Source organism: Litchfieldella rifensis (genome assembly GCF_042646605.1).
GTDB lineage: Bacteria > Pseudomonadota > Gammaproteobacteria > Pseudomonadales > Halomonadaceae > Litchfieldella > Litchfieldella rifensis.
In genome coordinates this window covers 351,540-372,803 of sequence record NZ_JBHRUG010000019.1, presented here as the reverse complement: position 1 = coordinate 372,803, position 21,264 = coordinate 351,540, and the positions used below count along the sequence as shown (strand labels likewise).

Genomic DNA, 21,264 nt, shown 5'->3' with positions numbered 1-21,264 from the left:
GATGTCTCCTAGCTGAAAATCTGGTCGAGTAAGGCGCTGACCTGCGCGGCCTGCTGGTCCAGCGACCAGGAAAGCCCCGCGTAGATCGCCACCATGGTCACGCCGAACAGCGCGAATACCGCCCACACCGGCAATCCCTGGCCATGACGACGATGCCCCTGCACGACGTTGTCGAGTGGCTGGGTCAGCAGATCGTCGGGCGGCTCGCCAAGCGCCGCCAACTGATCGCCGAGGGCCCGCACCACGTTCTCGTATTCCTCACGGCCCTGGGGCATGACCCGATAGCGCCCCTCGAAGCCCAGGCACAGGCATAGGTAGATGAAGGCCAGCATGTCGCGATAACGCTGCGGCTCCTGCTGCAGGCGCGCGAGGATCGAGAACACCTTCTCGCCCCCCCAGGTCTCGTTGTGGAAGCGCGTCAGCAACGAATGCTCCGCCCACTTGCTCTGATGGCCCCAGGAGGTCCCCATCACCGCCTCGTCGATGAACGAGCACAGCACATAGCGATAGGCCAACAGCGTCGGCCGGTCGTAGCCCTGTTCGGTGAGCTCGATCTCGATCGCGGACACTTCGTCGACCACCTGGGTGTAGAGACGCTCGAGGTCGTCGAGGGCATCGAGCTGGCGCACCCGCACCACCATGCCCAGCAGCGAACTGGCGGCGTCCACCAGCGGGTTGAGGTTGTGGCCACGCAGGCGGAACCAGTAATCCTCGTCGGCGTCCAGCTGCTCGGAGTGGCTATGGATCAGTTGATCCACGCCCTGTGCGTTGATGCGGTCCTCATGGCGCATGGGGTCACGAGGCCTGATGCCATGAAGTCCAGCGTCATGAGGGCCCGCGTCGTGGTGCGTAGCAAGGTCTTGCATGGCTTAACTCCTGATCGCCCAGAACTGCATTTCCAATCCAGGGAATTCGCCCGCCACATGGAAGGCGAAGCCACTGGCCCCGGCGAGCATGCTCCAGGCCTGGCTCTGCCGGTCGAGCTGGAAGTAGCTGTACCCGGCGTGATAGGGCAGCTCGCGCGGCGCCACCGGCAGCGGCTCCAGCGGCACCCCCGGCAACTGCAGGCTGATGAGGTCGCGGATGCGCTCGACGCTGGCCACCTTGGTCTGCTGCAGGAACAGCTTGCGCAGCCGCTCGTGGGGCATGTCGGCGCGTACCGCGAGGATGAAGTCGGCCTCGTCGAGCAATCCCGGGTCCGACAGCGGCGCGACCAGCAGTCCATAGCGGCGCGACTGCAGCTGGATCGCCAGCGCGCGCGGCTCGAGCACCGTCGACAGGGCCTGGCGCAGCCGCTGCATCAGCGGCCGGAAGGCGCGCTCGGGGTGCTCGTGGTCGTAGGCCGGAGACTCCGGCGGCAAGCGCGACTCGTCGGTGAAGGTGACCAGTTCGCTGGCGGTCTCGAGCATGGTGTCGTACAGCCGCTCGGGATGTAGCTGGCCGAGACGCGCCAGGTGCTGGAAACGCGGCTGGGCCCGGTTGAGCAGTTGCAGCAACATGAAATCCGAGACGTCGGCGACCCCGGTCTGGTGCGGCGTCGACAGGCGCTGGGCGATGTTGCGCGCGCGTTCGCGCATCAGGCCCGCCATCTCGCCGACGAAACGCTGCAGGGTCGGTGCCGCCTGGACATTGAGCAGGGTCGGGATGAACTGCTCGTCGAGCACCAGGCTGCCGTCCGGCCGCCGCTCGACGATGCGCGCCACCGCCAGGCAGGCGTAGGCACTGCGATCATCGCGCTCGAGCAGCAACCGGGGAGCGACCCTGGCGACGTCAAGGTCGGCCGTGTCGCCGTCGCGGGAGTGCAGGTCGCGCACGGCGCGCTGGGACCAGCGGTAGCGAGTCGGCAGGTCGTCGTCCGGCCAACGCACCTCGCCCACCGCATCGGTGGCCAGCGGCAGGCCCAGGTAGACCACCTGATTGGTGATGCCGGGCTCGTCGATCTCCAGCGGCTGCGGCTCGATATCGTCATCGGGCAACTGGAAGGCGGTGCCATCGGGCATCACGCCGCTGGCCCGGCTCACGGCGATGCGCCCGAAGCTCAGGAACTCGGCGTTCAGCTCCAGCGTCAGGAAGCCATACAAGTAGTGGCTGACGCCGCGCAGGCGCGTGTCGATCAACCCCTCGAGGCTGCGCTGCTGCTGCTGGAAGTGCTGTGGCTTGATGAACAGCCCTTCGCTCCATACCACTCGATTGCGGCTGGCCATCAGTCTTCCTTCCTTAGCTCGGCTTCGTGCTCGCGCAACTGCACCAGCAGGTGATAGTCGTGACCGCGCGATTCGACCTTGACCACCTTCTTCCACTGCGCTGCGTCGGGCGTGGCGTAGAAGGCGATGATGCCGACGTAGCGGGTGTCCTCGTCGATGTCGAAGGGCTCGTAGAACTTGAACTGCCCCGGCAGCAGGGTGAAGTCGTCATGCGCCAGGTAGTTGGTGCCCAGCGCCTCCTCGAGGTCCTCGCGCAGCTGGTCGTGGTCGGCGGCCATCAGCATCGAGTCGTCCTTGAGCTGCAGGATCTGAAACTGCAGTGGCGTGCCCTCACCTTCGACATTGGGGTTGACGCCGGGCTCGGCCACCATGCTCAGATCCACCTGGGTGGGGCGGTCCTCGGGATAGCCGACCGGTATCGACGGATCGCTCACGACCTGCCAGGTCTTGCTGGCGGTGGTGCAGCCGCTGAGCAGCAGCGCCAGTAGCGCCACCCCGAGCCATGACATCGCGGCCTGCCGGCTGGCGCCTTGCCCGCTCATGCGTCCTCCCGTTGCTGGCGACGCACCGACTGGTCATAGGCCTGCTCGAAGACTTCCCAGAACAGCTTCTCGAACCCCTGCTGACGTCCGGAATTCAGTTCCTGGTAGTAATGGCGATACATCTCCCACGCCCAACCGCCCTCGTCGTCGATGCGGTTGCCGGCGCCGCGATAGGCGTGGAAACGCCTGAGCAGCGCCTCGGGAGCGAAGGCGTCGAGGATCGACTTGAGCGCCTGCCCGATGGCTTCCTCGACGGCCGCCTGATGCTGCCCCTGATGGGCCAGGCACTCGGCGACGGCAGCCGGCGCCGACAAATGCACCGGGCTGCGGTTCGCGGAGAACAGCGTCGCGACGGTCTCCTGATAGGGCTGGCCCAGACGCAGGGGATTGTCCTCGATGGGTTGCAGGCGGCGGTCGCGGAGCGGGTAGCGGCTATCGTCCTGGGACTGATGCAGGCGCTGCAGGCCAGCGATGGTCGCGCGCAGGGTGCGCCCCGCCTCCTCGAGGAAGGCCTGCTGCTGTTCGCTGTCGCGAAAGCGTAGCTCGGCTCCCAGGGCGCGCAGCAGCGGGTCGGCACCGACATGCCCCGCCGCACTCGATGCCGGCTCCTGCCAGCGGTCCTCGAGTTGCTCGCCGACCGAGCGCTCCAGATCGTTCAACAGCCGTTCATCCATGTTCACATCCTCGTGTCGTCGAATCTCCGGCATGCGCATCGCCGCCTCACGCCGGTCCTGTAGGTCATAGCCCGCCACCCGCACGTGCTGGTCTTCCAACTCGTCGATCAAGGTCCCGGTGACGCAATCGGCGTCGTCTTCGGGGTGTTCCAGGGCGGTGATCGGATCGCGCTGGCTGGCCCCGGGAGTCGCCTCCCCCAACGCCTCGAGCGGGTCGTCCTGTCGCGGCGGCGCCGCGTTCATCAGCGGCGTATCCCGGGCCAGTGGCGACCCCTGGGCGTCCGGCGTTTCCTGTTCCTCGTTGATCAGCATCGTCAGTGGCTGGGCGCCCGGCAGGCCAGCCTGGCGGTCTCCCAGGTGAACGCGCAGGTGGTAGTCGCCGAGGCGCAGTTCATCGCCATCGCGCAACGCGGCCCGACGGTCGCGGCCGAGCGGCAGGGTGGCATGGTTGACGAAGGTGTGACCGCTGAGGTCGGTCAGGCAGAAACGTCCATCGAAACGCTGGATCCGGGCATGGCCGGGATGGATACGGCCGGCGTGATCCTGCAACAGCCAGTCGTCGCTCTCGGCGCTGCCCAGGGTGCCGCCGCCAGCGTGGAACACGTGGCTGCTGGTAGAGCGGCCCTCGAGTCGCTCGCTATTGGTGACCACCAGGGTGATCGCGGAATGCGGGGTGGCTTGCATGGGCATTACCCTGTCATCTGGATGCGCACCCGGCGGCGCCGCGAGGCACTACCGGACTCGGGATTGACGAATGTGGTCCAGCCGAGCTGGCTGCTGCCGGCTTCGCCCAGACGCATCGGGCGGACGGCACTCGGCAGCAGCTCGAGTTCCAGGTCGTAGGCCATCGGCTCACGTAGCACGAAGTTCACCAGCGTCTCGAGTGACGCGTGCTCGCAGCCGTCGGGAAGAAAGTCGCGGAACCGCCCCAGGCTCAGGCCGCGCAGACACAGCGCAAACTTGCCGCCGACATCGGCGACCCGTTCACCGGCGACCATGTCGCTGCCCAGCGTCATGGCGCCTTGGCCGGCACGGCTGCGCTGGTCCTCGGGAATGGTGACCCAGCGCTGCACCCATTGCTCGATGTGAACCTCGTCGAGGTCGAAACAGTGGCCGACGATGCCGCACACCACCTCGGGCGAGCGCGAGCGGCCGGCGAGCAGGCCGGCGTAGGCCAGCATCTTGCTCCAGTTGATCGGGGTCTCGCCGCGCAGCTCGCTGTCGGCCAACCCCACCAGCGCGAAGATGGCGGCGGAGAAACCGTCGCTGGCACCATCCTGGTAGCGGACATAGTGGCGATGCTTGCGCCAGGCGCGGTGGACCAGGGTCAACAGGCGGTGATTGAAGAAGTCGAGAAAGTCGCCGGCCACGCCCTCGTGATGCGCCGCATCGTGGGCCAGGGTTTCCAGGTAGTAGCCGGGCAGCGGCGACTGCGCCCCCTGCAAGCCGAAGAAACTGACTTCCAGCGCATAGTTCCCGGACTGGCGGGGCTCGAGTGCCACCACGTCGCTGCCGGGAAAACCCAGCGATGCCGATGCCTTGAAGCGCACCCGCTCGAAAGGCGGCTGGTTGTCGAGACCGCGCTCGAGGTCGTCGTCGTGATGACGATGCAACAGCTCGACGAGTTGGAAGAAATCGTAGCGACGCGCCCCGTCGAGCAGGGGCGCGAGCGCTACATCAGGGGCTGCTGACCCGACTGCAAGGTCCATGTATAGCGCTCGCGATTGTGACGGTTGATGACGTGCAGCTCGTGAAACGAGTTGATGCTGGCGTACAGCGAAAAGAAGCGCGCCAGCACGCTGCCGAACAGGAACAGGCTGCCCTCGTCGCCGAACGCCTCCTGGTCGAGGGTCATGACCGACCGTAGGCCGCGTACCGGCAGGCCTCGTTTCAGCCGGTCGATGGATTGCGTCTCGATGTCGGCGATGCCCGTCAGGCGCTTCTGGGAGACGCGTTCCGCCTGGCGATCGACCAGCGCGCGGAAGTCATAGGCGCGCAGTACCGAACACAGCGCATCGCGTTCGAGCAGCGACAGGTAGTTGAGCGACAGGTTGGAGATCAGCGTCCACAGCAGGCTGCCGTCCAGGGTCGGCCGCAGCGCCGGCGTCGGCCGCGTGATGTTGCGGAACGAGGCATAGGCCGGGCTGTCCTCGGTGGGCTCGCAGATATCGCCGACGGTCAGCCGTTCCGGCAGCTCACGATTGCTGCAGGTCAGGCGCAGCGAGACGGTCTCGCGCAGCCCCAGACAGGCGCGCTCGTCGCCGCGCACGAAGGCGATGTCATGATCGAAGCCGTCGCCGCGCAGGCTGTCGCGCACCCGTACGCGGTAGTACAGCGCCTGGCGCTGTCGATCGCGCTCGATCTGGTGCTGGAAGCTCTCGAACGGCACGTAGTTGCGCGGCTCCCCGCGGATCTTGCCGGACTCGCTTTCCAGCCAGCCGTGCACCTCATCGACGCTGAATACCTCGTAGTGCGAGGGATAGCGGCTGCTGGGATGGATGCGGTACTCGCTGCGCTCGCCACTGAGATCGATGGGATCGGCATCGTGGGAGAACAGGTTGATGGCCGGCGTGCAATAGAGCGCCAGATGCTCGTCGCCGACCTTGGCATCCGCCGGCAGGGTCCGCGAGAACACGAAGCGCAGCGTGAGCCGTTCGGCTTGCGCTCCGGGGAGATAACGTCCCAGGCCCGCCAGATCGAAGAAATGGAAGGCCTCGGGAAAGCACAGGTATTCCTGCAGGATGCGATACCCCTGGTAGGCATTGCGCGGATAGGGCAACAGGGCGTGTTCGCGTTCGAAACCGACCGGCTTGAGCAGCGCGCTGGGCAATGACATGTGGCGCCCGTCGATCTCCAGTTCGATACGCTGCAGATAATGGCTGAGCCACAGGTACAGGGTGCGCGCCGTATAGGCGTTGCCGCCCAGGTGCAGCCGCAGGTCATCGATGCCCAGGGCATTCAGCGGCTGATCGCTATGCACGTCGAGCCCCAGTTCGACGATCGAGGCTTCACGCGAATGGCGCGCCTCGACACCGGCATGCTCGAGGGGATACAGGGCCACATCGTGGCAGGTGCGAAAACGGCAGGCCGTGCCCTCCACCGCCCGACTGGCCAGCGACGTGCCCTGCGCGACATGCTGACCGGTGCTGAGGGTGTGCCAGGTCGGCGTGAACTGCACCACGGTCATGCTCGGTACCGGGCGCAGGTAATTGGGCCACAGCATGCCGATCAGCGAGTGGGTCAGCTCGGGGAACTCGTCCTCGACCTTTTCGCGCATGCGCCCGGTCAGGAAGGCGAAGCCTTCCAGCAGTCGCTCGACATCGGGGTCGGTACTGCGCTCGGACAAGAAACGGCTGAGTCCGGGGTTGCCTTCGGCAAACTCCCGCCCCTGCCGCTTCAGGAAATTGAGCTCGTCCCGGTAGTAGCGATTGAGCATGCGGGCCTCGGTGGTGTCAGCGCTCAGTCCAGGCACTGATAACGTTTGTCGTTGAGCAACAGATCGATGGTGGTCTGGGCGCTGTCTCGGCCGATATCCAGGGTGGCGTGCACCTGGAATCGCAACTGCAAGGGATCCCCCGCCTTGGGCAACGACTCGACCTCCACGCGCTGCACCCGCGGCTCGAACCGCTCGATGCACTGACGGATGGCACGCTGGATATTGAGTTCCAGGTCGAGTACGCCGACGGTGGCGTCATTGAAGTCCAGCAATCCGAGCTCCGGGGCACATTCGCTATGCCCCGGATGGCTATTGAGCAAGTCGACCAGATGCCGCTTGATGGATTCGATAGCTTCGGCAAGGCGGGACTCGTCACCCTCGACGACCGGCGGTTCGGACGCCCCCAGGCGCTCGAACAGCCGACTACCGAGCATGCCGCCACTGCGATGCGTCATGGCGGTGGCACTCCCTTACTCCTTGTCGAGACGCCCGACCAGCGACAGCTCGAAGTTGGCTCCCATGTACTTGAAGTGCGGACGCACCGCCAGGGACACCTGGTACCAGCCCGGATCGCCCTCGACGTCGGAGACCTGGATCGATGCCGCGCGCAGCGGGCGACGGCTACGCACGTCGGCCGGCGGGTTCTCCTGGTCGGCGACGTACTGACGAATCCAGGCGTTCAGCTCGCGCTCGAGATCCTGGCGCTCCTTCCAGGAGCCGATCTGCTCACGCTGCAGCACCTTGATGTAGTGCGCCAGGCGATTGATGATGAACATGTAAGGCAGTTGGGTGCCGAGCTTGAAGTTGGTCTCGGCGGCCTTGCCTTCGGGGGTATTGGGGAAGGCCTTGGGCTTTTGCACCGAATTGGCGGAAAAGAAGGCGGCGTTGTCGCTACCCTTGCGCATGGTCAGGGAGATGAAGCCCTCCTCGGCCATCTCGAACTCGCGACGGTCGGTGACCAGCACCTCGGTGGGGATCTTGGCCTGCAGCTGGCCCAGCGCCTCGTAGGTATGCACCGGCAGGTTCTCGACGGCACCACCGCTCTGCGGGCCGATGATGTTGGGACACCAGCGATACTTGGCAAAGCTGTCGGCGAGGCGTTCGGCGAGCAGGTAGGCGGTATTGCCCCATAGATAGTGCTCGTGATCCGCGTTGACCGTTTCGCGGTAGTTGAAGCTCTTGACCGGGTTCTCGACCGGGTCGTAGGGCATGCGCAGCAGGAAGCGCGGCGCGGTCAGCCCCAGGTAGCGGGCGTCTTCGGACTCGCGCAGGCTCCGCCAGCGCGCGTACTTCGGCCCCTCGAAGATGGCCTTGAAGTCCTTGATGTTGGGCAGTTCCTCGAAGCTGTCGATGCCAAAGAAGTCCGGCGCCACCGAGGACAGGAACGGCGCATGGGCCATGGCGCCGACGGCAGCGGTGTACTGCAGCAGCTTGATGTCCGGGGTCGAGGGCGAGAAGTCGTAATGGCCGATGATCCCGCCCACCGGTTCGCCGCCGAACTGGCCGTAGCCCGATGCATAGACATGCTGGTAGAGCCCGCTCTGGCCGAGCTCGGGAGCGAACTCGAAATCCTCCAGCAGCTCCTCCTTGGTGGCATGCAGCAGGTCGAGCTTGATGTTCTCGCGGAAGTCGGTGCGGTCGACCAGCAGCTTGAGGCCGCGCCAGGCCGACTCGAGTTGCTGGAAGTCCCGGTCGTGGAGAATCTCGTCGACCTGACTGCCGATCTTGCGATCGAGTTCGACGATCATGCGATCGACCACGGCCTTGTTGGCCTGAGGTGCGTCGCTGTCACTGTGCAGCAGCTCGGCGATGAACGCCGCCACCCCTTGTTTGGCGATGTCGTAGCCTTCCTCGGTCGGCGCCAGGCGCGTCTGCGCCATCACCTGGTCGAGGAGGGAGTCTTCGACCAGCGTCTCGGCGGCCTGGCCTTGCTGTTGTGCCGTATCGGTCATGAGAATGCCTCGGATCCCTTGCGGTGCGGTGAATCAGGCGTCGCCCTGGTGGTTCGTCTCGAGCAGCTCGAGCTCGGCCAGGAGTTGCTGACGCGCCTCGTCGCTCTCGAGCAGCTTCTGCAGCCGATCGCGAAAGGCCGGCACATTGCCCAACGGCCCCTTGAGTGCCACCAGGGCTTCACGCAACTCGACCAGCTTGCGCAACTCCGGCACTTGGCGCGCCACGCTGTCGGGCGCGAAATCGCCGAGCGACTTGAATTCCAGGTTCACCGCCAGATCCGAGGGCTCATCGCCCTCCACGAGGCGGTTGGGGACGGCGGCCTGCAGCCCGAGTCCCGCCTCACGCATGACCGAATGGAAATTGTTCTTGTCGACCGAGACCGCGTCACGCTCCTCGATCGGCGTCTCTTCCGTACCGCCCTTGAAATCCCCCACCACCAGCAGTTTGAGCGGCAATTCGGTTTCCGCCTGCTGATCGCCGGTGGCCGGCACGTACTTGATATTGATGCGCTCTTTCGGCGCAACGGTTCCCTCTTTGGCCATTGCTATCGCTCCCTGGCAGGCAACATCCCGCGTTGCTGTATTCAGCCATTTACCCCGTGCAAAACACCGGGCCCCAAGAGGGGGCCCGCTGATCGGTCACCACCGAGACGGTGGCTCAGCACCGGGGCATAGCCATGTAGTTTGCGGGGAGGGTAACAACTACAGCGACAAAGGAAAGGCGGTCATAAAAGCGTTTGTTTGACCCAGGACTACAAGGACAATCAGCGTAACGGGGCGCAAAAGGCCCCAAAAATCTTCAAATTTCGATAAAACCACTGGATTCAGGAAAGCCTGAATAAGCGAATTGTTGAGATGGATTACATGAATTGTCAGAGATCTCTTACAAAACGAGGAGATTTTGCCGGCGGCTTGCCCTCTCTCACACCACCTTGGTCAGCGGCACCCGTTTTGCGCTAGAATCGCTGTTTTCCCTGATTGTCTGAGCCCTGCCCATGGCCTACCGCATCGCCATCAATGGTTACGGTCGTATCGGCCAGTGCGTGTTGCGCGCGCTGATGGAGCGTCCCGCTCACGCCCTTTCCCCCGCCCTGCAGGTGGTAGCGATCAACGACCTGTCCGATCTGGATACCATCGCCTACCTCACGCGTTACGACACCACCCACGGTCGCTTTCCGGGGCGCGTCGAGACCCATGAGGGCCGCCTGCATGTCAACGACCGGATCATCGACGTGATCTCCGAAACCGATCCCGACAAGCTGCCGTGGGACGAGCTCGACATCGATCTGGTGCTCGAGTGCTCGGGCAGTTTCAAGGATCGCGCCACGGCAAGTCGCCATCTCGATGCCGGCGCTCGTCGCCTGCTGTTCTCGCAGCCTGGCGAGAGCGACGTCGATGCCACCATCGTCTGCGGCGTCAACGAGCGCAGCCTGGCCCCCCACCACCGCATCGTCTCGGCGGCATCGTGCACCACCAACTGCCTGATACCGGTACTCACCGTGCTCGACGAGGCACTAGGTGTCGAGCATGGCGTCACCACCACCATCCACTCGACGATGAACGACCAGCCGGTGATCGACGCCTACCATCAGACCGATCTGCGCCTGGCCCGTTCGGCCATGCACTCCATCGTGCCGGTGGACACCGGCCTGGCGCGGGGCATCAACCGCCTGATGCCGCACCTGACGGACCGTTTTCAATGCCTGCATGTGCGTGTGCCGACGATCAACGTCTCGGCCATGGACCTGGCGATCTGCGTGCGTCGCGATACCACTGCCGACGAGGTGAATGCCCTGTTGGCGCTGGCCAGTCGCGAACGTTTGCAAGGCCTGCTGGGCTTTACCGAGGAGCCGATGGCCTCGGTCGACTTCAACCATGATCCCCGCTCGGGTATCGTGGATGCCACTCAGACCCGGGTGGCCGGTAGCCGGCTGATCAAGCTGCTGTGCTGGTTCGACAACGAGTGGGGGTTCGCCAACCGCATGCTCGATGTCGCTCAGCACCTGGCGCGTCTGGACCATTCCCCTGCTTCTTAACCTGGCTTGCAACTTCGAGGAACACGACCGATGAACGTACGCAAGATGACCGACCTCGACCTCGCGGGACAGCGCGTGCTGATCCGTGAAGACTTGAACGTACCGATCAAGCATGGCCGTGTGACCAGCGATGCCCGCCTGCGTGCCAGCCTGCCGACCATCCAGGCCGCGGCGAAGACCGGCGCCAAGGTCATGCTGATGAGTCATCTGGGACGACCCACCGAGGGCGAGCCCGCGGAGGAGTTCTCGCTGGCGCCGGTGGCCGAGCGCCTGGGCGAGTTGCTGGATCGTCCGGTGCGCCTGGTCAAGGACTACCTCGACGTGAACCTCGACCTCGCCGACGGCGAAGTGGTGCTGCTCGAGAATGTGCGCTTCAACCAGGGCGAGAAGCAGGACGACGATGCGCTGGCCAAGCAGTACGCCGCGCTGTGCGACGTCTTCGTCATGGACGCCTTCGGTACCGCCCACCGTGCCCAGGCGTCGACCCACGGGGTGGCGCGCTTCGCGCCGACGGCCTGTGCCGGCCCGCTGCTGGCCCGTGAGCTCGAGGCGCTGGAGAAGGCGCTCGCCACGCCGGCGCGCCCCATGCTCGCCATCGTCGGCGGTTCCAAGGTATCGACCAAGCTCGAGGTGCTCAACGCGCTGTCCGAGAAATGTGACCAGTTGATCGTCGGCGGTGGCATCGCCAACACCTTCATCGCTGCCGCGGGGTACAATGTCGGCAAGTCACTGTACGAGGCCGACCTGGTCGACCAGGCCCTGGCGTTGATGGAAAAGGTCGACATCCCGTTGCCCACCGACGTGGTCGTCGCGACCGAGTTCTCGGAGTCCGCGAACGCCGTGGTCAAGGGTGTGGAGCACGTTGCCGACGACGAGATGATCCTCGATATCGGGCCGATCACTGCCGAGCGCTTCGCGGCCCTGCTCAAGGATGCCGGCACCATCCTGTGGAACGGGCCGGTCGGGGTGTTCGAGATCGATCAGTTCGGTCAGGGCACCGAGGCGCTCTCCCAAGCCATCGCCGCGAGTTCCGCCTTCTCCATCGCCGGTGGTGGCGACACCCTCGCGGCCATCGACAAGTACGGCATCGCCGAGCAGGTCTCCTATATCTCCACCGGCGGCGGGGCCTTCCTCGAGTACGTCGAAGGCAAGACGCTGCCCGCCGTGGCGGCGCTGGAAGCCGCCGCCGAGGCATAATCCCCAATCCCCGACTCACGGCGTGGCCTTCGCGGGTCACGCCGTCATCACGTAGACAGGTAAGTTCATGGCTCTGATCAGCATGCGCCAACTGCTGGACCACGCCGCCGAGTATGGCTATGGCGTGCCGGCTTTCAACGTCAACAACCTCGAGCAGATGCGCGCCATCATGGAGGCCGCCGATGCGACCGACTCGCCGGTCATCATCCAGGCCTCCGCCGGCGCGCGCAAATATGCCGGCGCGCCCTTCCTGCGCCACCTGATCCTGGCCGCGGTCGAGGAGTTCCCGCATATCCCGGTGGTCATGCACCAGGACCATGGCACCAGCCCCGCGGTGTGCCAGCGCTCCATCCAGCTCGGCTTCTCCTCGGTGATGATGGACGGCTCGCTGGGCGAGGACGGCAAGACCCCGACCAGCTACGAGTACAACGTCGATGTCACCCGGCGCACCGTCGAGATGGCACACGCCTGCGGCGTCTCGGTGGAAGGCGAGCTGGGCTGCCTGGGCAGCCTGGAAACCGGCATGGCCGGTGAGGAAGACGGTATCGGCGCCGAGGGCAAGCTGTCCCACGACCAGTTGCTGACCGACCCGGAAGAAGCCGCCGACTTCGTCAAGGCCACCCATGTCGACGCCCTGGCCATCGCCATCGGCACCAGCCACGGCGCCTACAAGTTCACCCAGCCGCCCACCGGTGACACCCTGTCGATCTCGCGCATCAAGGCGATCCACGAGCGCATCCCCAACACCCACCTGGTGATGCACGGCTCGTCCTCGGTGCCGCAGGAATGGCTGGAGATCATCAACGAGTTCGGCGGCAAGATCCCCGAGACCTACGGCGTACCGGTCGAGGAGATCGTCGAGGGCATCAAGCACGGCGTGCGCAAGGTCAATATCGACACCGACCTGCGCTTGGCCTCGACCGGCGCCGTGCGCCGTTTCCTGGCCCACAATCCGGCCGAGTTCGACCCGCGCAAGTTCCTCAAGGAAACCGTCTCCGCCATGCGCGACGTGTGCATCGCCCGCTACGAGGCCTTCGGCACCGCCGGGCAGGCCAGCAGGATCAAGCCGATCAACCTGGAGGAGATGTTCCTGCGCTACGAGCGTGGCGAGCTGGATCCCAAGGTGAACTGAGCTTCGCTGCAAGACTGACGAGGCGGCCATCCGGCCGCCTTTTTCATGCCCGACTGTCGCGCCGCTGGTCGAGCGACAACGGGGTTACGGGACGCGCAAGCGGGCGGCTCAGACACACAAAACCCGCCTCGAGCACTGCCCGAGGCGGGAAGCCTTGCCATGCGTCACGAGTGGAGGAGATCTCAGCCGCCTTTGCGTGGGCGGCCTCACGGGGGAAGGGATTACGTGCCATCGTTTACCCTTCCTTCCTCTTCCCATGCTTCCTCATCGATGTTCGGACTCGATACCTATCCCGGTACCGGTGCCACCATCGAAGGTTGCTCTTCCTGAGCAAACGGTCGTCCCTGCTTCCTATCGAAGGAGCGCTCTTCCTGAGCAAGTCGTCGTCCCTGTCTCACCCTAACAGCAGCAGCATACGTGCCAATTCCCGCCGACCAACAGAAAGCCAAATTAAATCAATGGCTTAAAAAAACCACCATCTGGCGATTGCCTTTGCCCAAGGCGTTTCTGCCCCTGTGGGGGTGGGAATATATGACACATGGGTCTTGAGGACACGACCCGGCACTGGCGCGACTTATGTCTACCCTCCTGCGGCGTTGCCAGTAGCGGGAAGGGTGACTACGATGGGAACGGTTCCATTTTATCGTGAGAAGATGGTGTCCAAATCATCGCCCATGACCCGACGCTCCACCATTCTCGAGGTGGCCAGGGACGCCGGAGTCTCCAAGACCAGCGTATCGCGCTACTTCGGCGCCGAGCGCGATCGGCTGTCGGCCGCCCTCCAGTCACGCATCGCCGCCTCCGCCAAGCGCCTCGGCTATCACCCCAATCAGATGGCTCGCGGCCTCAAGGGAGGGCGTTCGAGGCTGATCGGCATGCTGGTGGCGGATATCCGCAACCCCTTCTCGGTGGCGGTGATGCATGGCGTGGAGCAAGCCTGCCGGGCCCGGGGGTTCTCGTTGATGGTCTGCAACACCGACAACGACCCGGCCCAGGAACGCGACCACCTGGCCCTGCTCACCGCCTATCGGGTCGAGGGCCTGGTGATCAATGCCGCCGGCCAGCCCAGCCGCGAACTCCGCAGCCTGGCCGACCAGGGCACCCCGCTGGTGCTGCTCGACCGTATTCTCAGCGACTTCGAGGCCGATATGGTGGGACTCGACAATGCCCAGGCGATCGACATGGCCCTCGCTCACCTGGAGGAACGCGGCTATGGCGAGCTGCTGTTCATCAGCGAGCCACCGGCCCAGGCCAGTTCTCGCCAGGCACGCCTGGGACGCTTTCGGCAACAGGTCGCGGCGAGGGGGCTGGCGGGTGAAACGCTATGCCTGCCACTGGAAGGCGGTGAGCGACAGCTGGACGACGCCATCGCTGCCTTTCTCGTACGCCGGCCTCGGGCACCCAAGGCCGTGCTGTGCGCCAATGGCAACGTCACCCTGGCGGTGACGCGAGTACTGCAGGCTCAGGAGGCGAGGCTGGGCGATGTCGGTCTGCTGGGCATCGACGAACTGGAGTGGTGCAGCCTGGTCGCGCCAGGCATCACGACACTGGCACAGCCCACCGACGTCATCGGCCGGTCGGCGGTCGACAGCCTGCTGCAGCGCCTGGCGACAGCCGACCGTAGGTCGCCGCCGCGGCGCATTCACTACCAGGCCGAGTTGATCCCGCGCGGCTCGACCCGTCGCCGCGACACACCCTGAGTGATGGACGGCCGCGCCATGATGGTAACGTTCCCAAATATTGCGAGGCATCCAGGATGACAACTGCTTGCGATTCCCCCGAAATCCTCGCCTTCGGCGAGGCCATGACCCTGTTCATCGCCGATACCCCGGGCGAGCTGGCCAGGGTCGAGCACTTCCAGCGCCGCATCGCCGGTGCCGATACCAATGTGGCCATCGGCCTCGCCCGCCTGGGCTTTCGCGTCGGCTGGCTGAGCCGCGTCGGCGACGACAGTTTCGGCGCCTATATCCGTCACACCCTCGAGGACGAGGGCCTGGACTGCCGCCACCTGATCACCGACCCGGCGCATTCCACCGGCCTGATATTCAAGGAGCGCGCCGTCGGCGGTGCCGACCCGCGGGTCGAATACTTCCGCCGCGGCAGTGCCGCCAGCCACCTGTCGCCGGGCGACGCCACCCAGGTGGGCTTCGCCACCGCCCGCCACTTGCATGCCACCGGCATTCCGCCGGCCGTCTCGGCAAGCTGTCGCGAACTGTCCTGGCACATGCTCGAAAACGCTCGCGCCGCCGGCGCCAGCATCTCCTTCGACCCCAACCTGCGCCCCACCCTGTGGAGCAGCGAAGGCGAGATGCGCGAGACCCTGAATGCCATGGCCGCGACGGCCGACTGGGTACTGCCGGGGCTTGAGGAGGGGCGCCGGCTGACCGGCTTGGAGACACCCCATGATATCGCCGGCTTCTATCTCGACCGCGGCGCCCAGGCGGTGATCCTCAAGCTAGGCCCACAAGGCAGCTATTACCGCGGTACCCTGGGTGGCAGCGAAGCAAGCTTCACCGTGCCCGGTTTCCCGGTGGCCGAGGTGGTCGATACCGTCGGCGCCGGCGACGGCTTTGCGGTCGGCGTGGTCAGCGCCCTGCTCGATGGCCTTTCACCCCGGGCGGCGGTGCGCCGTGGCAACCTGATCGGCGCCCAGGCGGTCCAGGTTCCCGGCGACATGGAAGGCCTGCCCAGCCGCGCTCGGCTGAACGAGCTGGAGGCCGCCCTACCCAGCCTCGACGATTGAAGCCCAACCATGAAGGAGGGCCCGACTATGAAGGAAAGCGACATGACCAAGCGCATCGTGGCGTTTAGCCGCCTCAAGTCACCGCATCTCGAGCAACTGCGGCAGGAGTTCCACGTCGACTACTTCGAACGCCTCGACTCGACCGACGCCCCCGACTTCCGTGCCGCGCTCGCGCACGCCCATGGCCTGATCGGCTCCAGCCTCAAGATCGCGCCCGAGTTGCTCGACGAAGCCCCTCACCTGGAAGCCATCGCGACCATCTCGGTGGGCTACGACAATTACCCGGTCGACGAGTTGACCCGTCGCGACATCCTGTTGTGCAACACCCCGGACGTACTCACCGAGACCACCGCCGACACCGGTTTCCTGCTGCTCATGGCCGCGGCACGCCGGGCGGTGGAACTCGCCGAGTTCGTCAAGCGTGGCGACTGGCAGGCAAGCATCGGCGAGGCGCATTTCGGCAGCGACGTTCACGGCAAGACCCTGGGCATGATCGGCTTCGGTCGCATCGGTGCCGCCATCGCCCGGCGTGGCGCCCTGGGTTTCGGTATGCCGGTGCTGTACTCCAATGCCTCTCCCAAGCCGGCGCTCGAAGAAGAACTGGGGGCCAGACGCTGCGAAATGGATGAACTCCTGGCCCAGGCCGACTTCGTGTGCGTCACCGTGCCCCTCTCCACGGAGACCGAGCACCTGATCGGCGCCCGCGAATTCAAACGGATGAAACCCTCGGCGATCTTCGTCAATATCGCGCGCGGCAAGGTGGTCGACGAATCCGCGCTGATCGCCGCATTGGAGATGGGCGAGATTCACGCCGCGGGCCTCGACGTCTTCGAGCAGGAGCCCCTCTCGCCGGAGTCGCCCTTGCCGTACATGACCAACGTCGTGGCGTTACCGCATATCGGTTCGGCGACCCATGAGACGCGCGATGCCATGGCCCAACGCGCCGTCGACAACATCATCCTGGCGCTCGAGGGCAAGCGGCCCATCAGCCTGGTCAACGAAGAGGCTTGGAAGCAGCGCCAGTAACAGATTTCAATTACCCCTACCTCACTTTCGCGAGGTGAGGGGACTCCGCGTCTACCGTTTCAGGCCTCTGGTATCCTGAGGGCGGCGCAGCTCATTCATCCTTTTGCGAGGTTCCCATGTCATCACCGCTCTGTCTGCTCTTCGACTCCGACGGCACCCTGGTCGACAGCGAAATCCTGCTGGCCCAGGTGATGGCGGAGGTACTGCCGTACTTCGGCCTGCCTTTCACCGCCGAGCAGTACATGGAGGAATTCCGCGGGGTGCGCTTTCTGACCATCGTGCTGACGCTGGAAAAGCGCCACCATGCGCTCGACGACGAGCAGCGCCAGGACCTGGAAAACCAAATGCGCAGCCGCATGGAGACACGCATGCGCGAGGAGTTGCAGGCTATCGCTGGCATGGCGGAAGCGCTAGACGCCTTGGGTGTTCATCCCAAGGCCGTGGTCTCCAACGGCCCCGAACGCAAGATCCGCTGCGCCATGGAAAGCACCGGCCTGGCAGCACATTTCGGTGACAACCTGTTCAGCGCCTATACCCTTGGCGTATGGAAGCCGGATCCTGCGCTCTACCTCATCGCCGCCGAGACCATGGGCCATACCCCCGAGCGCTGCGTGGTAATCGACGATGCCGCGGTGGGCGTCGCCGCCGGACTGGAAGCCGGCATGCGGGTGGTCCACCTCAACCACTTCCCCGACACCGAAACGACGCCCGAAGGCGCCATCGCCATCCACCATGCCAGAGACCTGCCGGCGGCGATCGCCCGGCTGGCGCAAGAGAATCCCGTGACTGCCTAGGCGATCCAAGCATCGGTAAGTCAGTGCTGACCCTGTCTTTATGTACATAAACTAGACACCAATGTACACTGCGACTTGTAATCAGCGCTCTTTTCCTGCCGCGCTGTGTTCCCGGACCAGAGAGACCGTCTCGATGCAACCCGCCACCAACCACGGCACCAATTGGAGAGGCTCCCGCGACGCCTGGCTTGATGCGGCCTTCGAGTTGCTGCTCGAATCCGGCGTGGACAGCGTGAAGATCCTGCCGCTGGCCAAGCGACTCAATCTGTCACGCACCAGCTTCTACTGGTTCTTCAAGGACCGCGAGGCGCTATTGGATGCCTTGATCGAGCGCTGGCGTCAGAAGAATACGCAGGGCCTGGTGCGGCAGACCGAAGCCTATGCCGAGAGCATCGTTGAAGCGATTCTCAACGTCTTCGACTGCTGGCTGAACCCCGAGCTGCTCGACTCGCAGTTGGAATTCGCGATACGTAGCTGGGCGCTGCAGTCGGACGAGGTGTCCAGAGAGATCGATATTGCCGACGAAACACGCATCGAGGCACTGACACGGATGTTCGTGAGTCACGGATATGACACGCTGGCGGCCAACGTGCGGGGGCGCACCATCTACCTCACCCAGATCGGCTATATCTCGATGAAGGCCCAGGAAGCGCTCGAAGTTCGCATGCGGCGCATCCCCGCCTATGTCGAGATTTTCACCGGGCAGGCGCCACAACTGCGCGAGCTGCAACGCTTCCACGCCCGGCATGGTTATACACCGGAAGTAACATCCTGAAAGAAGAAGTTATCGATAACCCCTTCTATCCTGGCGTTACTATTCCAACATCCCAAATGACTTGGCGGCATACAGTTTCGCTCGGGCTTGCGCCAGGGTGTTGCTGGCCCTGCTGGCGCAAGCCCGAGGAAGATCGCGATCTTCCTTAGAGCTTTTGCTCCAGCTCCGGCAATACCTCGAACAGGTCGCCCACCAAGCCATAATCCGCCACCTGGAAAATCGGCGCGTCCTCGTCCTTGTTGATGGCCACGATCACCTTGGAGTCCTTCATCCCCGCCAGGTGCTGGATGGCGCCCGAGATGCCCACCGCGATGTACAGCTCCGGGGCGACGATCTTGCCGGTCTGGCCGACCTGCATGTCGTTGGGCACGAAGCCGGCATCCACCGCCGCCCGTGAGGCGCCGATCGCCGCCCCCAGCTTGTCGGCGATGCCCTCGAGCAGCTGGAAGTTGTCGCCGCTGCCCATGCCGCGCCCGCCGGAGATCACCACCTTGGCCGCGCCCAGTTCGGGGCGCTCGCTCTGCGCCAGCGCCTCGCCGACAAACGCCGACAGGGCGTTGTCGACCCCCGTGTCGACGGCCTCGATCGCGGCACTGCCGCTCTCGCTTACCGCGTCGAAGGCCGAGGTGCGCACGGTGACCACCTTGAGGGGATCGGCGCTCTGCACGGTGGCGATGGCGTTGCCGGCGTAGATCGGGCGCCGGAAGGTATCGGCGCTCTCGACGCCGATGATGTCGGAGAGCTGCGACACGTCCTTGAGCGCGGCCAGCCGCGGCAGCACGTTCTTGCCGGTGGTCGAGGCGCTGGCCAGCACGTGGGTGTAGTCATCGGCCAGCGCGGCGAGCAGGTCGCCCAGCGGCTCGGCGAGCTGGTGGGCATAGACGGCATGGTCCGCCACGCGCACCCGGGTCACGCCGTCGAGCCGGGCGGCGGCCTCGGCCATCGCCGCCACGTTCTCGCCGACGACCAGGACGTCGATGGCGCCGCCACTGGCGTTGGTAATCTGCTGGGCGGCGGCGACCACGTGGGCCGTGGCAGCACCGAGTTGACCCTCGTGATGGTCGGCCAGAACCAAGATGTTCATGAAATCGGCTCCTTTCAAAGCACTTTGGCTTCGTTCTTGAGTTTGTCGACGAGCTCGTCCACCGAGCCCACCTTGATGCCGCCCTGGCGCTCGGCCGGCGGCTCGACCTTGAGCAGCGTGACCTTCGAGGCCACCTCGACCCCCAACGCTTCCGGCGTCTGGGTATCCAGCGGCTTCTTCTTGGCCTTCATGATGTCGGGCAGCTTGGCGTAGCGCGGCTCGTTGAGGCGCAGGTCGGTGGTGACGATGGCCGGAAGCCGAAGTTCGACGGTCTGCAGGCCGCCGTCGATCTCGCGGGTGACCGTGACCTTGTCCCCCGCGACCTGGACCGCGGAGGCGAAGGTGCCCTGGGCCAGCCCGGTCAGGGCGGCGAGCATCTGCCCGGTCTGGTTGTTGTCGGTGTCGATGGCCTGCTTGCCGAGGATCACCAGTTGCGGCTGTTCCGCCTCGACCACCTTGGCCAGCAGCTTGGCCACCGCCAGCGACTCGACCTTGGCATCGGTCTCGACATGAACGGCACGGTCGGCGCCCAGGGCAAGCGCGGTGCGCAGCTGTTCCTGGGCGGCCTTGGGGCCGACGGTGACGGCCACCACCTCGCTCGCCACACCTTTCTCTTTCAGGCGCACCGCCTCTTCCACGGCGATCTCGCAGAACGGGTTCATGGCCATCTTGACGTTGGTGAGGTCGACGTCGCTGTGGTCCGGCTTGACCCGGATCTTGACGTTGTAGTCGATGACGCGTTTGACCGCGACGAGGATTTTCATTCCATGCTCTCCCGGTTGCTTGGTTGACTTATTTTACCGCGATCCACTTGCCGCCTGGTGAGCCTCAGCAAGACCACGATGAATGATCTGCTCAATGCCCCCGTCGATCATCGTGCGTAACCCCTTGGACGTGGTGCCGTCATAGGCAATCAGCCGCTCCACCATGTCGCCGGGGTCGTCACCTAGCTTTTCCAGCAACAGGCTGCCGCCCACCAGGGTCTGCATGACGGCTTCGCGGGCGATATCGTCGGCGATACCCATCCCCTTGGCATGCTCCAGCATCGCCTGGGCCAGCAAGGCGGGGTAGGCCGGCCCGGCCCCGCTCAGCGCCGTCAGGTAGTCGAGGTCGCGCTCGGCGGGCAGCTCCCGTGCCTTACCGCAGCTTTCGAGCAACGCCTGCACGAGCTGTCTGTCGGCTTCGGTAACCTGCTGTGAGGCGTACCATGGAAAGTAGGCCCGGCGGATTTCCGCCGCGGCGTTCGGCATGGCACGCACCACCCGGCGGCTTCCCACCTGACTGGAGATCGCCTGCAAGGAAGCCATCGCCAACAGGGAAATGACCAATTTGTCCTGTGCCTCGATATCGACGCTGGCGAGATCCTCCGGGCGCACGGACAGCACGATCACGTCCGCCAGGGCGACCAGCTCACGGTTGTCCTTGACACAACGGACGTCGGGCCAGTCGCGATAAGCGTCGCCGCTCCCGGAACGCGATGAGACCACCAATTGGCCGGCGGACACGACGCCCTGTTCCAGCAGGGAAAGCCCGAGTGCTCGCCCCATCCACCCATGACCGCCAATGATGCCGATCACTGTGTTTTGCGACATTCGTCCAGCCTCCTCCTGCCATAAGCCGACATCCCTCACTGCTTCATGACGGCCTGGCACATCGGGGTTTTGTTTTC

General features: G+C 65.0%; 20 protein-coding genes. 8 read left to right on the top strand and 12 right to left on the bottom strand.

The genetic code is table 11. The features are described from left to right. Positions 1-8: 8 nt before the first annotated feature. The 9 genes from icmH to tssB are packed head-to-tail and all read right to left on the bottom strand — an operon-like array spanning position 9 to position 9,351. A complete protein-coding gene (gene icmH / locus ACFOEV_RS11075) occupies positions 9-866 on the bottom strand; it encodes a type IVB secretion system protein IcmH/DotU (RefSeq protein ID WP_386773830.1) in 858 nt (285 codons plus the stop codon). A 3-nt stretch (positions 867-869) separates the two neighbouring features. Next, on the bottom strand, positions 870-2,204 hold the full coding sequence (gene tssK, locus ACFOEV_RS11070; RefSeq protein WP_386773828.1) for a type VI secretion system baseplate subunit TssK: 1,335 nt from the start codon (positions 2,202-2,204) through the stop codon (positions 870-872). After that, positions 2,204-2,746 carry a type VI secretion system lipoprotein TssJ gene (tssJ, locus tag ACFOEV_RS11065; RefSeq protein ID WP_386773826.1) on the bottom strand — a complete coding sequence of 181 codons (543 nt, stop codon included), beginning with the start codon at positions 2,744-2,746 and terminating at the stop codon, positions 2,204-2,206. Before tssJ ends, tssK begins: the two co-directional genes overlap by 1 nt. Continuing rightward, positions 2,743-4,104, bottom strand: a complete 1,362-nt coding sequence (gene tagH / locus ACFOEV_RS11060) for a type VI secretion system-associated FHA domain protein TagH (RefSeq protein WP_386773824.1) — start codon at positions 4,102-4,104, stop codon at positions 2,743-2,745. Before tagH ends, tssJ begins: the two co-directional genes overlap by 4 nt. A 5-nt stretch (positions 4,105-4,109) precedes the next feature. Beyond that, positions 4,110-5,129 (bottom strand): type VI secretion system baseplate subunit TssG, encoded by a 1,020-nt coding sequence (tssG, locus tag ACFOEV_RS11055; protein ID WP_386773822.1) that lies wholly within the window; start codon positions 5,127-5,129, stop codon positions 4,110-4,112. After that, positions 5,093-6,856 carry a type VI secretion system baseplate subunit TssF gene (gene tssF, locus ACFOEV_RS11050; RefSeq protein ID WP_386773884.1) on the bottom strand — a complete coding sequence of 588 codons (1,764 nt, stop codon included), beginning with the start codon at positions 6,854-6,856 and terminating at the stop codon, positions 5,093-5,095. Before tssF ends, tssG begins: the two co-directional genes overlap by 37 nt. Before the next feature lie 23 nt (positions 6,857-6,879). Next, the gene (tssE, locus tag ACFOEV_RS11045; RefSeq protein WP_386773820.1) at positions 6,880-7,311 is read right to left on the bottom strand and encodes a type VI secretion system baseplate subunit TssE; all 432 of its coding nucleotides are present in this window, start codon (positions 7,309-7,311) and stop codon (positions 6,880-6,882) included. A gap of 15 nt (positions 7,312-7,326) precedes the next feature. Beyond that, the gene (tssC, locus tag ACFOEV_RS11040; protein WP_386773818.1) at positions 7,327-8,808 is read right to left on the bottom strand and encodes a type VI secretion system contractile sheath large subunit; all 1,482 of its coding nucleotides are present in this window, start codon (positions 8,806-8,808) and stop codon (positions 7,327-7,329) included. A gap of 33 nt (positions 8,809-8,841) precedes the next feature. Continuing rightward, a complete protein-coding gene (gene tssB, locus ACFOEV_RS11035) occupies positions 8,842-9,351 on the bottom strand; it encodes a type VI secretion system contractile sheath small subunit (protein ID WP_386773816.1) in 510 nt (169 codons plus the stop codon). A gap of 452 nt (positions 9,352-9,803) precedes the next feature. Between tssB and ACFOEV_RS11030 the strand changes: the two genes are divergently transcribed. The 8 genes from ACFOEV_RS11030 to ACFOEV_RS10995 all read left to right on the top strand — a co-directional run bounded on the left by ACFOEV_RS11030 (position 9,804) and on the right by ACFOEV_RS10995 (position 18,511). Next, a complete protein-coding gene (locus ACFOEV_RS11030; protein ID WP_386773814.1) occupies positions 9,804-10,844 on the top strand; it encodes a type I glyceraldehyde-3-phosphate dehydrogenase in 1,041 nt (346 codons plus the stop codon). 30 nt (positions 10,845-10,874) lie between these two features. Then, a complete protein-coding gene (locus ACFOEV_RS11025) occupies positions 10,875-12,041 on the top strand; it encodes a phosphoglycerate kinase (protein ID WP_386773812.1) in 1,167 nt (388 codons plus the stop codon). A gap of 67 nt (positions 12,042-12,108) precedes the next feature. Next, the gene (gene fba / locus ACFOEV_RS11020) at positions 12,109-13,173 is read left to right on the top strand and encodes a class II fructose-bisphosphate aldolase (protein ID WP_386773810.1); all 1,065 of its coding nucleotides are present in this window, start codon (positions 12,109-12,111) and stop codon (positions 13,171-13,173) included. A 674-nt stretch (positions 13,174-13,847) separates the two neighbouring features. Continuing rightward, positions 13,848-14,873, top strand: coding sequence for a LacI family DNA-binding transcriptional regulator (locus ACFOEV_RS11015; RefSeq protein WP_386773808.1), 1,026 nt, complete (start codon positions 13,848-13,850; stop codon positions 14,871-14,873). Between the two features lie 56 nt (positions 14,874-14,929). After that, a complete protein-coding gene (locus tag ACFOEV_RS11010; RefSeq protein WP_386773806.1) occupies positions 14,930-15,916 on the top strand; it encodes a sugar kinase in 987 nt (328 codons plus the stop codon). Positions 15,917-15,958: 42 nt separating this feature from the next. After that, positions 15,959-16,942: a 2-hydroxyacid dehydrogenase gene (locus ACFOEV_RS11005; RefSeq protein WP_386773804.1), complete on the top strand. Its 984-nt coding sequence runs from the start codon at positions 15,959-15,961 to the stop codon at positions 16,940-16,942. A 116-nt stretch (positions 16,943-17,058) separates the two neighbouring features. Next, positions 17,059-17,736 (top strand): HAD-IA family hydrolase, encoded by a 678-nt coding sequence (locus tag ACFOEV_RS11000; protein ID WP_386773802.1) that lies wholly within the window; start codon positions 17,059-17,061, stop codon positions 17,734-17,736. A 133-nt stretch (positions 17,737-17,869) separates the two neighbouring features. After that, positions 17,870-18,511: a TetR/AcrR family transcriptional regulator gene (locus ACFOEV_RS10995; protein WP_386773801.1), complete on the top strand. Its 642-nt coding sequence runs from the start codon at positions 17,870-17,872 to the stop codon at positions 18,509-18,511. A gap of 145 nt (positions 18,512-18,656) precedes the next feature. Here ACFOEV_RS10995 and ACFOEV_RS10990 read toward each other — a convergent pair whose 3' ends face one another. From ACFOEV_RS10990 to ACFOEV_RS10980, 3 genes are read right to left on the bottom strand one after another with little or no spacing between them, the layout of a single operon-like run. After that, positions 18,657-19,595, bottom strand: a complete 939-nt coding sequence (locus tag ACFOEV_RS10990; RefSeq protein ID WP_386773799.1) for an electron transfer flavoprotein subunit alpha/FixB family protein — start codon at positions 19,593-19,595, stop codon at positions 18,657-18,659. 14 nt (positions 19,596-19,609) lie between these two features. Further along, positions 19,610-20,359: an electron transfer flavoprotein subunit beta/FixA family protein gene (locus ACFOEV_RS10985; RefSeq protein ID WP_386773797.1), complete on the bottom strand. Its 750-nt coding sequence runs from the start codon at positions 20,357-20,359 to the stop codon at positions 19,610-19,612. A gap of 33 nt (positions 20,360-20,392) precedes the next feature. Beyond that, entirely contained in the window at positions 20,393-21,187 is a 795-nt protein-coding gene (locus ACFOEV_RS10980) for a pyrroline-5-carboxylate reductase family protein (protein WP_386773795.1), read from the bottom strand. Positions 21,188-21,264 lie beyond the last annotated feature (77 nt).

Bases quoted from the DNA above. Each gene is read 5' to 3' on its own strand.
- ACFOEV_RS11025 (WP_386773812.1), top strand. From the start codon at position 10,875: ATGAACGTACGCAAGATGACCGACCTCGACCTCGCGGGACAGCGCGTG.
- fba (WP_386773810.1), top strand. From the start codon at position 12,109: ATGGCTCTGATCAGCATGCGCCAACTGCTGGACCACGCCGCCGAGTAT.
- ACFOEV_RS11015 (WP_386773808.1), top strand. From the start codon at position 13,848: ATGACCCGACGCTCCACCATTCTCGAGGTGGCCAGGGACGCCGGAGTC.
- ACFOEV_RS11000 (WP_386773802.1), top strand. From the start codon at position 17,059: ATGTCATCACCGCTCTGTCTGCTCTTCGACTCCGACGGCACCCTGGTC.
- ACFOEV_RS10990 (WP_386773799.1), bottom strand. From the start codon at position 19,595: ATGAACATCTTGGTTCTGGCCGACCATCACGAGGGTCAACTCGGTGCT.
- tssE (WP_386773820.1), bottom strand. From the start codon at position 7,311: ATGACGCATCGCAGTGGCGGCATGCTCGGTAGTCGGCTGTTCGAGCGC.
- ACFOEV_RS10985 (WP_386773797.1), bottom strand. From the start codon at position 20,359: ATGAAAATCCTCGTCGCGGTCAAACGCGTCATCGACTACAACGTCAAG.
- tssJ (WP_386773826.1), bottom strand. From the start codon at position 2,746: ATGAGCGGGCAAGGCGCCAGCCGGCAGGCCGCGATGTCATGGCTCGGG.
- ACFOEV_RS10995 (WP_386773801.1), top strand. From the start codon at position 17,870: ATGCAACCCGCCACCAACCACGGCACCAATTGGAGAGGCTCCCGCGAC.
- ACFOEV_RS11010 (WP_386773806.1), top strand. From the start codon at position 14,930: ATGACAACTGCTTGCGATTCCCCCGAAATCCTCGCCTTCGGCGAGGCC.
- tssF (WP_386773884.1), bottom strand. From the start codon at position 6,856: ATGCTCAATCGCTACTACCGGGACGAGCTCAATTTCCTGAAGCGGCAG.
- tssB (WP_386773816.1), bottom strand. From the start codon at position 9,351: ATGGCCAAAGAGGGAACCGTTGCGCCGAAAGAGCGCATCAATATCAAG.
- ACFOEV_RS11005 (WP_386773804.1), top strand. From the start codon at position 15,959: ATGACCAAGCGCATCGTGGCGTTTAGCCGCCTCAAGTCACCGCATCTC.
- tagH (WP_386773824.1), bottom strand. From the start codon at position 4,104: ATGCAAGCCACCCCGCATTCCGCGATCACCCTGGTGGTCACCAATAGC.
- ACFOEV_RS11030 (WP_386773814.1), top strand. From the start codon at position 9,804: ATGGCCTACCGCATCGCCATCAATGGTTACGGTCGTATCGGCCAGTGC.
- tssG (WP_386773822.1), bottom strand. From the start codon at position 5,129: ATGGACCTTGCAGTCGGGTCAGCAGCCCCTGATGTAGCGCTCGCGCCC.
- tssK (WP_386773828.1), bottom strand. From the start codon at position 2,204: ATGGCCAGCCGCAATCGAGTGGTATGGAGCGAAGGGCTGTTCATCAAG.
- icmH (WP_386773830.1), bottom strand. From the start codon at position 866: ATGCAAGACCTTGCTACGCACCACGACGCGGGCCCTCATGACGCTGGA.
- tssC (WP_386773818.1), bottom strand. From the start codon at position 8,808: ATGACCGATACGGCACAACAGCAAGGCCAGGCCGCCGAGACGCTGGTC.
- ACFOEV_RS10980 (WP_386773795.1), bottom strand. From the start codon at position 21,187: ATGTCGCAAAACACAGTGATCGGCATCATTGGCGGTCATGGGTGGATG.